Annotated in this window: 12 protein-coding genes; 3 read left to right on the top strand and 9 right to left on the bottom strand. The window is 59.2% G+C overall.

Features of this window, described 5'->3' with window-relative positions; all coding sequences use genetic code 11:
• Positions 1 to 186: 186 nt before the first annotated feature.
• The 4 genes from phaZ to PH552_RS25940 all read right to left on the bottom strand — a co-directional run bounded on the left by phaZ (position 187) and on the right by PH552_RS25940 (position 5,171).
• Entirely contained in the window at positions 187 to 1,464 is a 1,278-nt protein-coding gene (gene phaZ / locus PH552_RS25955; RefSeq protein ID WP_113250795.1) for a polyhydroxyalkanoate depolymerase, read from the bottom strand.
• A gap of 293 nt (positions 1,465 to 1,757) precedes the next feature.
• On the bottom strand, positions 1,758 to 2,600 hold the full coding sequence (locus PH552_RS25950; protein WP_285166357.1) for a fumarylacetoacetate hydrolase family protein: 843 nt from the start codon (positions 2,598 to 2,600) through the stop codon (positions 1,758 to 1,760).
• A 134-nt stretch (positions 2,601 to 2,734) separates the two neighbouring features.
• Positions 2,735 to 4,153: a pyridoxal phosphate-dependent decarboxylase family protein gene (locus tag PH552_RS25945; RefSeq protein WP_113250796.1), complete on the bottom strand. Its 1,419-nt coding sequence runs from the start codon at positions 4,151 to 4,153 to the stop codon at positions 2,735 to 2,737.
• A gap of 64 nt (positions 4,154 to 4,217) precedes the next feature.
• Positions 4,218 to 5,171 carry a glutathione S-transferase family protein gene (locus tag PH552_RS25940; protein WP_113250797.1) on the bottom strand — a complete coding sequence of 318 codons (954 nt, stop codon included), beginning with the start codon at positions 5,169 to 5,171 and terminating at the stop codon, positions 4,218 to 4,220.
• A gap of 161 nt (positions 5,172 to 5,332) precedes the next feature.
• Between PH552_RS25940 and PH552_RS25935 the strand changes: the two genes are divergently transcribed.
• The gene (locus PH552_RS25935) at positions 5,333 to 5,623 is read left to right on the top strand and encodes a DUF2218 domain-containing protein (RefSeq protein WP_112339891.1); all 291 of its coding nucleotides are present in this window, start codon (positions 5,333 to 5,335) and stop codon (positions 5,621 to 5,623) included.
• Positions 5,624 to 5,703: 80 nt separating this feature from the next.
• Positions 5,704 to 6,303: a nitroreductase family protein gene (locus PH552_RS25930; RefSeq protein WP_113250798.1), complete on the top strand. Its 600-nt coding sequence runs from the start codon at positions 5,704 to 5,706 to the stop codon at positions 6,301 to 6,303.
• A gap of 63 nt (positions 6,304 to 6,366) precedes the next feature.
• Here PH552_RS25930 and gyrB read toward each other — a convergent pair whose 3' ends face one another.
• The 5 genes from gyrB to PH552_RS25905 all read right to left on the bottom strand — a co-directional run bounded on the left by gyrB (position 6,367) and on the right by PH552_RS25905 (position 11,826).
• Positions 6,367 to 8,802 (bottom strand): DNA topoisomerase (ATP-hydrolyzing) subunit B, encoded by a 2,436-nt coding sequence (gene gyrB, locus PH552_RS25925; protein ID WP_113250799.1) that lies wholly within the window; start codon positions 8,800 to 8,802, stop codon positions 6,367 to 6,369.
• A gap of 261 nt (positions 8,803 to 9,063) precedes the next feature.
• On the bottom strand, positions 9,064 to 9,429 hold the full coding sequence (locus PH552_RS25920; RefSeq protein ID WP_112339888.1) for a helix-turn-helix domain-containing protein: 366 nt from the start codon (positions 9,427 to 9,429) through the stop codon (positions 9,064 to 9,066).
• On the bottom strand, positions 9,426 to 10,010 hold the full coding sequence (locus PH552_RS25915; protein ID WP_113250800.1) for a Smr/MutS family protein: 585 nt from the start codon (positions 10,008 to 10,010) through the stop codon (positions 9,426 to 9,428). Before PH552_RS25915 ends, PH552_RS25920 begins: the two co-directional genes overlap by 4 nt.
• Complete coding sequence (mltA, locus tag PH552_RS25910; RefSeq protein ID WP_285166356.1) at positions 10,010 to 11,128, bottom strand: murein transglycosylase A; 1,119 nt, start codon at positions 11,126 to 11,128, stop codon at positions 10,010 to 10,012. Before mltA ends, PH552_RS25915 begins: the two co-directional genes overlap by 1 nt.
• Positions 11,125 to 11,826: a Tim44/TimA family putative adaptor protein gene (locus PH552_RS25905; RefSeq protein WP_285166355.1), complete on the bottom strand. Its 702-nt coding sequence runs from the start codon at positions 11,824 to 11,826 to the stop codon at positions 11,125 to 11,127. Before PH552_RS25905 ends, mltA begins: the two co-directional genes overlap by 4 nt.
• A 147-nt stretch (positions 11,827 to 11,973) precedes the next feature.
• On the opposite strand from PH552_RS25905, the gene PH552_RS25900 reads away from it, so the two are divergent.
• Entirely contained in the window at positions 11,974 to 12,492 is a 519-nt protein-coding gene (locus PH552_RS25900; RefSeq protein WP_112339884.1) for an FxsA family protein, read from the top strand.
• The last annotated feature ends 76 nt before the right edge of the window (positions 12,493 to 12,568 follow it).

The following is a 12,568-nucleotide window of genomic DNA, read 5'->3' as shown; positions in this document are numbered from 1 at the left end:
TCTGCGGTACCGCCGGAATCGAGATGGTAACCTCTTCGTGAGGCTTCAATGGGATCGCCAGGCGGAATCGGACAAGTGTTTGAATCGGCGCGGATAATTCAACAAAAGCTAATAGTTTGCACAGCAAAAGCGGTTCGGCTTCCAACGAAGCTCCGAACCGCTCTATCCGTTTGATTTTACTGTCTCTCAGGCAGATTTTCCGCCCTTGATGACCCGTTTGACCACCGGCCGGCCGGTGCGGGCATGCTCGCGGGTGAAGGCCAGAATGCGCGGCGCGATCTCGCGGCGAAAACGCGAACCGTTGAAGACTCCGTAATGGCCGACATCCGGCTGCAGATAGTGCATGCGCATATGGTCGGGGATATTGGTGCAGATGGTCTGTGCCGCATGCGTCTGGCCGACACCGGAAATATCGTCGTTCTCGCCTTCGACAGTCAGAAGCGCAATGTTGCGGATGGCGGAGGGATCGACCCGTTCGCCGCGATGCATGAGCTCGCCCTTGGGAAGCGCATGCTTGATGAAGACCTGATCGACCGTTTGCAGATAGAATTCCGCCGTCAGATCCATGACCGCCAGATACTCGTCGTAGAAATCGCGATGCTTCTCGGCCGGCTCGCCGTCATTCTTGACGAGGTGTACGAAGAAGTCCTTGTGAGCGATCATATGGCGATCAAGATTCATCGACATGAAGCCGGAAAGCTGCAGGAAGCCGGGATAGACGGGCCGCATGAAGCCCGGCTGCGGCCAGGGCACGTTCATGACGACATTGTCGGCAAACCATTCCAGCGGCTTTTCCTTGGCAAGCTGGTTGACGGCGGTCGGATTGATGCGGGTATCGATCGGGCCACCCATCAACGTCATCGACGACGGCGCCAGGCGATCGCCCGCCGCTTCCATCACGGCAGCGGCGGCCAGGACCGGCACCGAGGGCTGGCAGACGGCCACGACATGCGTATCTGGCCCGAGATGGTGCAGCATTTCGATGACGTAATCGATATAGTCGTCGAGATCGAACGTGCCTTCGGTCATCGGCACCATGCGGGCATCGATCCAGTCGGTAATATAGACATCGGCGCCCGGCAGCAGGGCTTCCACCGTGCCGCGCAGCAGCGTCGCATAGTGGCCCGACATCGGCGCGACGATCAGGATGCGCGGATCGGCGCTGTGGCCGGCGGGCAGGCTGCGCTCGAAATGGATGAGATTGCAGAAGGGCTTCTTCCAGACAATCTTTTCATGCACTGAGACCGATTTGTCGTCGATCGTCGTCTCCGGAAGTCCGAATTCCGGCTTGCCGTAGCGCCGAGTGGTGCGCTCGAAAACCTCTAGACTGGCCGTCAAGGTGCGGCCGAACGCCGTATGCGAAAGTGGATTAAGCGGATTGGAATAGGCCAGGCGCATCATGTCCGCCGCGGCACGAAAAGGTGCGAGAGCGGCGTGATTGAGTTCGTAAAACTGATAAAACATGGGGGCTTTACCTCTTGCGATACGGGCATTTCGCCGCGCAAATCACTTAAATCATTGAAGCGCACGCGCCTTGCGTGTCGCTGCCTCGCTGCGGCGCTCCTCCGGTCGCGCTGTGCAGCAGGAGGACACGGCTCTCGGGCGCGATCCTCATCCTTACTATGATCCAACCTAGCAGTTTTTGCTGCAGAGCAACATAACTACAATTGGTTCTTATCTATAAAAAACGCCGGAGAATCGCTTCCCCGGCATCAACAATGATCTCGAAAGGTTAAAGTTCCTGAGTTTCGCAGGCCTTACGCGTCGGCGAGGAAGGTCTGGCGCTGCGTGCCCAAGCCTTCCATGCCGAGCTCGACGACATCGCCAGGCTTCAGATACTGAGGCGGTTTCATGCCCATGCCGACGCCGGGAGGTGTGCCGGTGGAAATGATGTCGCCCGGATGCAGCGACATGAACTGGCTGAGATAGGAAATGAGGTAAGCGACGCCGTAGACCATCGTCTTGGTCGAACCGTTCTGCATCATCTTGCCGTTGACCTTCAGCCACATGCCGAGATTCTGCGGATCGGCAATCTCATCCTTGGTAACGAGCCAGGGACCGATCGGGCCGAAGGTGTCGCAGGACTTGCCTTTGGTCCACTGTCCGGAACGCTCGGTCTGGAACGCGCGTTCGGAGACATCGTGGGAAACGCAGTAACCGGCGACATAGTCGAGCGCGTCAGCTTCGCTGACATATTTCGCCGTCTTGCCGATGACGACGCCGAGCTCGACTTCCCAGTCGGTCTTCTCAGAGCCGCGCGGGATCAGCACGTTGTCGTTCGGGCCGACGATGGCCGAGCTTGCCTTCATGAAAATGATCGGCTCCGGCGGCACGGTGGCGCCGGTTTCGGCGGCGTGATCCGAGAAATTCAGGCCGATGCAGATGAACTTGCCGGTGCCAGCAACGCAAGCGCCGAGACGGCCTTCCGGCAATTCAGGTAGGCTTTTCGGATCAAGGGCTGCGATCTTCGCAAGACCTGCGGGCGAAATGGCCTCGCCGCCGATATCGGCGACATGGGCGGAGAGATCGCGGATCTTGCCGTCGCTATCCAGAAGCGCCGGCTTTTCCTTGCCGGCTTCGCCAACACGCAACAATTTCATGGATTTTCCTTCCCTGCATTTTCAAAAGACGAGATTGATAACATCATATATGAACGAATTATTCACCAGTGTCATCAATCGATTTTCGAGAGCCTAGCATGGCTCGGGGGCTTCGCGCTGGAAAAACAGCTTTTCTAGTTCGGGGATAATGACCTGGCGATTTCGACGATGACGTCGAAAGCCATGGCGATATCATCAACCGTCGACTCGAACTGGCCGGCCTGGAAGCGAATGACCAGCCGGCCGCCGACACGAGTCTGCGTCAGGTAGATGCGGCCGTCGTTATTGATAGCCGTAATCAGTCGCTGTGTGTGCTCTTCCTGACCGACACCCGCAGGCGCCTTGTGATCGAAAGAGAACAGCGACAGAAAGGGCTCGGTGACGATTTCGAAATCAGGCTCGGCAGCAAGACGCTTAGCCAGATTCTGCGACCAGGACACATGGTTGCGGATCATCGTCCGCAATCCTTCCAAGCCGTGATAGCGCAACAGGAACCAGAGCTTTAGTGCGCGAAAGCGGCGCCCAAGCGGCACGGACCATTCCGAGTAATTGATGATGCCGTCATGGCCATGCGTGCGCAGATATTCGGGCTGGATCGCCAGTGTTCGGACCAGCGTCTCCGGCTCGCGAACGAACTGGACAGAGCAATCGAATTGCGCGCCAAGCCACTTATGCGGGTTGAAGACCACGGAATCGGCCTGCTCGACGCCTTGCCACAGGGTGCGGAACTCGGGGCAGATCATCGCCGAGCCCGCCCAGGCGGCATCGACATGCACATAAAGTCCGTGCGCATGGGCCACTTTGACGACAGCAGCGACATCGTCACAGGCGCCGACGCTGGTGCCACCGACGCAGGCGATGACGCCGGCCGGCAGCAGCCCGGCAGCGCGATCACGCTCGATCGCATCGGCAAGTGCTTTCGGATCCATAGCCTTGTTGGGACCACCAGAGGGAATCCGCACCAGATTTTCCTGCCCGACACCGGCAATCCAGATGGCACGGTCAATTGAAGTGTGGACCTGATCTGTAGAATAGATGCGCACTGCCTTGTTTGTCGCAAGGCCGCTTTTGTTGCCCTGCCAGTCCAGCGCCCTCTCGCGCATCACGAGGACGGCGGCAAGCGTGGCGGTCGAGGCGGAATCCTGAATGACGCCGGTGAAGGTTTCCGGCAGGCCGAGCGCCTGTCGCAGCCAATCGACGACCTTCGTTTCAAGTTCGGTCGCGGAGGGCGATGTCTGCCAGAGCATGCATTGGGCGGCGATGGCGCTGACCAGATATTCGGCAACCACCGAGACAGGAGCGGCGTTGGCTGGGAAATAGGCAAAGAAGCGCGGGTGTTGCCAGTGCGTCATGCCAGGCACGAGGATATCCTCAAAATCGCTGAAGATATCCTCCATGGCTTCGCCCGTGTCCGGTGGAGAATCAGCTATATGCGCCGATATTTCGCCCGGTGCCATCTTCGCCCGGACCGGTCTGTCGCGAAGCGATGCGCGGTAATCGGCTCCCCAATGTGCCGCCTTCTCCGACCACTGCCGGAACTCTTCCCAATCCATGACGGCCCTCCCTATTCCATCGAACGAGGCGGACCTTAGACCGGTTTTGATATGTGGTCGAGTATCAGAACAGCTCGTCGAGAGCAGGTCCTAGCGGTACGATGCCACTGGGATTGAGCGTCGAAATCGAGTAGTAGCCGCGCTTGATATGATCGAAGCTGACGGTTTCGGCAATCCCCGGCCAATCCAGCATGCGACGGCAGAAGGACTGGAGGTTGGCGTAATCCGACAGCCGGCGGAGATTGCATTTGAACAGGCCGTGATAGGCGAGGTCGAAACGGACGAGGGTGACGAAGAGCCTGATATCGCTTTCGGTAGGATTGATAGCAAAGAGGAAATCCTTGCCTTCCAGCTCGGTCTCGACCTGATCGAGGCAATTGAAGACTTCATTGAAGGCTTCCTCATAAGCGATCTGCGTCGTAGCGAAGCCTGCGCGATAGACGCCGTTGTTGAGAGCGGGATAGATCCGGGCATTGAAACCGTCGATTTCGTCGCGCTTTCCGGCCGGATAAAGATCGATGTCATGCCTTGCGAGATCGCCGAAACCGTCATTCAGCATGCGCAGGATATCGGATGACTCGTTGTTGACGATTGTACCGGTGCGCTTGTCCCATAGGACTGGCACCGTGGCGCGGCCGGTGAAGGCCGGATCGGCTTTCGTATAGATCTCGTGCATATAGGTGGCGCCGTTGATGGCATCGTTCGTGGCGCCTGGATATTCGCCGAACCGCCAGCCTTGTTTGGACAGGGCAGGTTCGACGATGGAAACGGAAATGGCCTCTTCCAGCCCCTTCAGTTTGCGACCGATCAGGGTCCGCGACGCCCAGGGGCAGATCAGCGCGACATAAAGATGATAACGGCCAGCCTCAGCTTTGAACCCGCCTTCGCCCGTCGGTCCTGCGCGGCCATCGGACGTGACCCAATTGCGAAAGCTCGAAGTCTGGCGGACGAAGCCGCCCTTCTCATCCTTTGCCTGGACCGGCTGCCAATCCTCAGTCCATTTCCCATTTACCAGCAAGGCTCTGTCTCCACTCGCGCGCGTTCCTTCGTGAGGGCACCATAGCGGAACAGAATTTCACCGGAATAACGCAAACTTGAAACAGACTGTCTACCTGGCGAATGCGGATAGCTCTATGTATGCAATGATGCGTTTGCGATCAGCTTTATCGGACAAATCCTGTGGCGACATCCGTTTCCAACGTTAAAACCGACCATGCCAGCCGTTATCTCCAGCAGCTCTGCAAGCACTGGAGCCACCGCTTCAGCGTCGAATTCAATGCGACCGCCGGCAGGGTACCGTTCAGTGCGGAAAGCTTCCTCGATCTGGCGGCCCAGCCCGGCAACCTGATCATGACGCTGACAGTCGAGAAGCCCGAAGACCTCGAGCGCATGCAGAACGTTGTCGTGGATCACCTCAAGCGCTTCGCCTTTCGCGAGGAGCTCGACGTAAGCTGGGCTGCCCGAGTTTAAGTTCGCATCCTCTATCTATAACCAGCCAACGGCCGGTTTCGACCGCCTGCGACCGATCATCTCCAAGGAAAGAAGCCCTCATGACATCAAGCAACAGCCGCGAATCTCAATATCCGATCGACAAGCTCTTTCTCGACCGCTGGTCGCCGCGCGCCTATTCCAACGAGACCATGCCGGAAGCCGATCTGCTGACTATTCTGGAAGCGGCGCACTGGGCACCCTCCGCCTCAAACCTGCAACCCTGGCGCTTCCTCTATGCGCTACGCGGCTCGGAACATTGGGACAGGTTCCTGAGCGTCCTCATCGACTTCAACCAGGGCTGGGTGAAATCCGCATCCGCCCTGCTTTTCGTCATTTCGCGCACCCACAGTGGCGAGCTCGGCTCGGCCGAACAGAAGCCCAGCTACAGCCATTCCTTCGATGCCGGAGCGGCCTGGGGCTTCCTGGCGATCCAAGCGCATCTAGCCGGCTACGAAGCCCATGGCATGACCGGCTTCCATGTCGAAAAATCCTATGAAGTTCTCGGCATTCCCGACGGTTTCCGCGTCGAGGCCGCGGTCGCGATCGGCAAGGTCGGCGACAAGAACCAGCTTCCGGAAAAGCTGCGCGAGCGCGAGGTGCCGAGCCAGCGCAAGCCGCTCTCGGAGCTGGCCTTCAACGGCACCTTCATCGCCAAGTAATTGATAGAAAAGAAAAAGGCCCGCGAAACCTTCGGCGGGCCTTTTTGCATCTGACGTAAATGGTCAGATGTCGAGATTGGCGACGTTCAGCGCGTTGTCTTGAATGAACTCGCGCCGCGGCTCGACTTCATCACCCATGAGCCGGGCAAACAAGCCGTCGGCATCGGTCGCATCCGTTACCTTCACTTGCAGCAGGGAACGGACATTCGGATCGAGCGTCGTTTCCCAGAGCTGCTCGGCATTCATCTCGCCAAGACCTTTGTAACGCTGCAGCGTCAGGCCCTTGCGGCCGCCGGCAAAGATCGTATCCAGCAGCTGGCGGGGACCTGAAATCTCCGTCTCTCCATCGCGGCGAACAAGCTTCGGCGGTGTGACATAGACTTCCTTCAGCCGTGAGCCGAGTTGGTCGATGAGGCGGGCATCCTGCGAACCGATAAGCGCCATGTCGAGGAACACGACTTCCTTGACGCCGCGTACGGTGCGTTCAAAGCGCAGGCCACCCTCGCCGGTCACAGCGCCGCTCCAGCCGCGTTCGGTTTCTTCGGCGATGACATCGAGCCGCTTGGCAACGTCGTTGGCGAGCGCTTCCGCTCGCGTGGGATCGCTGACCATTTCGGCGTTGAGGGCCCCTGCAATAGCAGCCTGCTCGACGACAGCGCGATTGTAGCGGGAATGCAGATTGTCGATCAGCGTGCGCAGGCGCAGCGCATCATAGATCGCCTCGCGCAGATCCTGGCCGATGCGGACTTCGCCGTTGCCGAGGCGCAAGCTAGCATCCTCCGTGCCCTGGCCGATCAGATATTCTTCCAGCGCCTTCTCGTCCTTGACATACTGCACCGACTTGCCGCGCGTCACCTTATAGAGCGGCGGCTGGGCGATGTAGAGATGGCCGCGCTCGATGAGATCGGGCATTTGGCGGAAGAAGAAGGTCAGGAGCAGTGTGCGAATATGCGCGCCGTCGACGTCTGCGTCCGTCATGATGATGATCTTGTGGTAACGCAGCTTCTCGGCGTTGAATTCGTCCTTGCCGATGCCAGTGCCGAGCGCGGTGATCAGCGTACCGATTTCCTGGCTCGACAGCATCTTGTCGAAGCGGGCGCGCTCGACATTCAGGATCTTGCCGCGCAGCGGCAGGATGGCCTGGTTTTCGCGCGACCGGCCCTGCTTGGCCGAACCACCCGCCGAGTCACCCTCGACGAGGAAGACTTCGGATTTGGCGGGATCGCGCTCGGAGCAATCGGCAAGCTTGCCGGGCAGCGATGCGATATCCAGCGCGCCCTTACGGCGGGTCAGCTCGCGCGCCTTGCGGGCAGCTTCACGGGCGGCAGCGGCCTCGACGACCTTGCCGACCAGAACCTTGGCCTCGGACGGATGTTCTTCTAGCCAGGTGCTGAGCGCTTCGTTGACGAGACTTTCGACGACGGGACGAACTTCGGAGGAAACCAGCTTGTCCTTGGTCTGCGACGAGAACTTCGGATCGGGAACCTTGACCGACAGCACGGCCGTGAGGCCTTCGCGGCAGTCATCACCCGTCAGCGTCACCTTTTCCTTCTTGGTAATGCCCGAGGTGTCGGCGTAGGAGGTGATTTGGCGCGTCAAGGCCGCGCGGAAGCCGGCCATATGAGTGCCGCCGTCGCGCTGCGGGATGTTGTTGGTGAAGCAGAGCACGTTTTCATGGTAGCTATCGTTCCACCACATCGCCACTTCGACCGTAATGCCGTCCTTTTCGCCGCGGATTGAGACCGGCTTGTCGACCAGCGGCTTCTTGGCGCGATCGAGATAGGAAACGAAGGCTTCCAGGCCGCCGTCATAAAGCATTTCTTCCTGCTTGATGTCGGAATGGCGCTTGTCGGCCAGCAGGATGCGGACACCGGAATTGAGGAAGGCGAGTTCACGCAGGCGATGTTCCAGCGTGCCGTAGTCGAATTCCGTCATGGTGAAGGTTTCGGAGCTCGGCATGAAGCTGACTTCCGTGCCGGTGGCATCGCCGGCATCACCCGTCTCCTTCAGCGGCGCATCGGCAACGCCATGGGTGAAGCTCATTTCGTGGATCTTGCCGTGGCGGCGGATCTTCAGCCGCAGCCAGACGGACAGCGCGTTGACGACCGAAACGCCGACGCCGTGCAGACCGCCGGAGACCTTGTAGGAGTTCTGGTCGAACTTACCGCCGGCGTGAAGCTGGGTCATGATAACCTCAGCGGCCGAAACACCTTCGCCGCTGTGAATATCCGTCGGGATGCCGCGGCCGTTGTCTGTGACCGTGACGGAACCGTCAGGGTTGAGCGTCACCGTTACGATATCGGCATGGCCGGCCAAGGCCTCGTCAATGGCGTTGTCGACGACCTCATAGACCATATGATGCAGGCCCGAGCCGTCATCCGTGTCGCCGATATACATGCCGGGACGCTTGCGCACCGCATCAAGTCCTTTCAGGACCTTGATGGAATCTGCGCCATACTCGGCGTTGCCGCCGTTGTCGGTTACGGATGTGTCGGTCATATATTGAAGTCTTTCCAGTGTTTTAGAGAACCTTGCCGATCGCTAGAGCGTGATGCCGAACGGTGTGAGCGGTTTTCGGACGACATCATGCTCTACTTCTTTGAGTTTAGAGCGGATTCGGATTTCCGGTCGCTGCGACCTGAAATCATCCGACCCTAACGAATCAGCGGTTTTTCCTAGCCTGTATATAGGATGTTTCGCCCTGAAGTTCCAAACGGAAGGCCCCGAAATCAGGTATAAAACAGGGGATTACGGCGGTTTTCAGCCGGTTTTCCCGGCATTTTCCAAAACGCGGGTCAGTTCACGGATCGTCGCGGCGTCAAGGCTGCGGATCCTGCCGGCCAAGTGGTTGACAAAGGCCGTATATTCGGGCGCAAGCCCGGACGTATCGACAACCACGCGCGGATCGGAAAATCGGGCCAGCAGGAAGAGTTCTTCGGCTTCGTCCCAGATGATATTGAAATATCCGGCGATGCGCTGCAGCAAATCGAAGGTCGGCAGACCGCGCTTTCCGTGTTCTAAGGCGGATAAGTAAGCCGGAGTCACATTGAGGGCGGCCGCCATCTGCTTCTGCGAGACGCCCTTGCGCAGCCGCAGCTTGCGCACTGCTTCGCCGAACGGAGTCAAGGCTTTTCCCCCTTCAAGCGCGACAGGCGGATATAAAGCGCACCCTCGCCACCGTGATGTTGTGCCGCCGTCTCATAGGAGGAGATCAGAAAGCGGAATTCAGGCTTGGAAAACCAGAGCGGCACGGCACGCTTCAGCGCACCCTCGCTACCCATGGAGCTGCCTTTGCCTGTGATGACCAGGACATGGCGAAGGCCGCGGCTATGAGCCCGCAGCAGAAAATCGAGAAGCATGGAATGCGCCTCGCTCTGGATGAGGCCGTGAAGGTCGATGCGGGCTTCGAGTGCCAGATGGCCTTTGGCGATCTTGCGCTTGACCGGACGTTCCAGCGGATGGTGCCGGCCGCTGGGCTGCTTCGCAGGCGCTGATGCTTCCTGAATTTCTGCTGGGACAGGCGCCGTCTTCGCCTTTGCGGCGCGGCTGTTTTCCTCATTTTCGGCTTCCGCGCGTAGCGCTGCTTCAAAAGCCTCGATATCGGCCATTCGGCCCGGCATGGGGCGGGTGCTCTTGGCGACCTTACCCCACAGGATGCGGTCTTCCGCGCTGAGCTTTCGATCCTTATTCTGCCGTTCCGGGGCCATCAGCCGAACCTCTGCGCCGCCGCCTTCGGAATGAGTATATAAAAATGGGCGTCATTGCGCACGGTGCCGGCGAGCTCTCCCGCATCATAGCCCGAACCGGTAAAGATATCGCCGCGCGCCGGCCCGACAATCGCCGAGCCCGTGTCGAGCGCCAGCATCAGCCGCGCGAAAGGCTTGCCGGCATCGAGATGGGTCAAGCTTTCAGACTGGATGAAGAAGGGAAAGCCGAAGGTGTGGATCAGCCGGTCGACCGCGAGGGAGCGGCCCGGTACCAGCGGCACCTTCGCCGCTGCGATCGGCCCGAGAGCGGGATCGCTGACATCGGCTTCACGGAAGAAGATATAGGATCGATTGTGCCAGAGGACCTCGTCGACCTGATCCGGGTGGGCGTAGAGCCAGTCGCGGATCGTCTGCATGGAGATCGTCGCGCGGTCCAACACACCGCGGTCAATGAGCAGGCGCCCGACGGCCGAGAAGGGATGGCCGGCCTTGGCGGCATAGGTAATACGGCCGAGACGCCCATCCGCATAGCGCAGACGCGCCGCGCCCTGCACATGCACGAAGAAGACATCGACCTTGGATTTTGCCCAGGCGATCTCCAGCCCTTTCCCATCCAGATAGCCGCGATCGATCTCGCCGCGATCGGGATAGGCGGAAATTGCGCCACCCTGGAGCCTGCCGAACATATAGGAAGGGTCCAGCTCGGCAGGCCGATTGCCGTCATCCAGATCGATCAGATCATCCGGTCTGCGATAGAAGGGGTAACGATAGGTTTCGTCCGCCTCCGCTGAAACTGCGATTTCCGGCTCATAGAAGGCGGTCACGAAACCGGTCGCACCGCCATTGCGACGAATGAAGAAAGGCCGGCAATGCTCCTCGAAAAAAGCCCTAGCCTCCGCTGCATCGCGCGGTTTCCATCCTTCGGCGGCATCGAGGAGTGTCAGGAGATCATCGGCTGTCAGTCCCGCCGCGCCCGTGCGATAGGGCTTCACGTCGCGAATATAGGTCCGGCAGTCCATCATCGTGCGAAAAAGGCTGGAAGGATCATCGTCCTTCCAGCCCTTCAGATCGGCGAAGGTTGCCGGCTCCAGCCTGAATTCCTGCGATGGGATCGTCATTGTTCGGATTCGGTCGCCACGAGTTTCCAGTTCGGATCGCGCGAACGCGTGTCGCGGGCGAAGGTCCAGAGATCGCTGATCTCGGCCACGGCTTCGGCATCGCCATCGATCAAAGTGCCGGCCTTGTCGTAGGTAGCCGAAATCATCTGGCTGACGATGCGCATGGTGATGAAAGATTCCGTTCCCTTCATCTCGGCGCTGAGGATATCGGCCTTGTCGATGCCGACGAAGGTCGATTTGACTTTCTCGCCCTTGGCCTCTCGGTCGGAGATGGCAGCATCGAATCCTTCGTAGACTTCGCGCGACAGCAGACCCTTCAGCGACTTGCGGTCGCCCTCGGCAAAGGCCATGACGATCATTTCGTAGGCCATGCGGGCGCCGTTGACGAATTCCTTCGGATTGAAGGCAGGATCGGCCTTGCTCACTTCACGCAGAGAATCGTTCAGCGGCGTGCCGGCTGGAGTGAATGTATCGATGGCAGCAAAACGGCCTTCCTCTTCGGCCGCGTCGCGCCGCGGCAGGGTCACGACCTTGCCGGCATCCGGCGGCGTCGGGCCATTTACCGGATCTGCGGAACCATAGAGATCGCGCGGCGGCTTCTCATTTCCCGTGCGGCGGCCAAGAACACTACGCAGCTGAAAGAAGATCAGCACCGCCGCCACCAGGAAAAAGATCGTCACAAAGTCGTTTGCACCCATCTCGTATCGGAACCACCGTTAAAATTGAAAGATCAATCCCCATATAGTCCCCATCGATCTATCATTCAAATAGCGGACCGGTTTCTTTATTATACGCGGAGAAACCAACGCCTAACCGAAGAAACCCGCTTTCAGGACCACCGTAACATGCGCCTATCACTTCTTCCTGTCTTCATTTCTCTGATGCCTCTGGCAGAAATTGCCGGATTCATCATCGTCGGAAAGATGATCGGCGTCTGGGCCACATTGGGGCTCGTCATCCTCAGCGTGCTGCTCGGTGCCGCTCTTTTGAGGATCCAGGGGATCGGCATTCTCCAGCGCATCTCGGCCGAAAGCCGCAATGGCGGCGATCCCGGCCGGGAGATGGTGCATGGCGCCATGATTGTCGTCGCCGCCTTCTTCCTGATGCTGCCCGGCTTCATTTCCGACATCATCGGCCTGCTGCTTTTCATTCCGGCAGTGCGCGATCTCGCCTGGACGGTCCTGCGCAAGCGCATCGTCGTCGTCGGCAATTCGCGTGCTTTCCGGCGAGGACAGGGTCCGGGCGCCGAACCGCAAGGCCGGCCGAACAAACCCGGAAACGTTGTCGATCTCGACGAAGACGATTTCCATCGCGAGCCGAACCGGAAGTCACCGTGGTCGGATCAAAAGCGTCTGGAAGACTAGGGGACGGCCTCGGGAGCGCCGGATCCATAAGGGTTGTAAGCCCCTTTTCTAAATGCTAGATGGCGACACCCATCGA

Source organism: Rhizobium aureum (assembly GCF_030182495.1).
GTDB classification, from domain to species: Bacteria; Pseudomonadota; Alphaproteobacteria; order Rhizobiales; family Rhizobiaceae; genus Rhizobium; species Rhizobium tropici_C.
The sequence above is the reverse complement of the archived record's forward strand: the minus strand, read 5'-3'. Positions and strand labels throughout refer to the sequence as shown.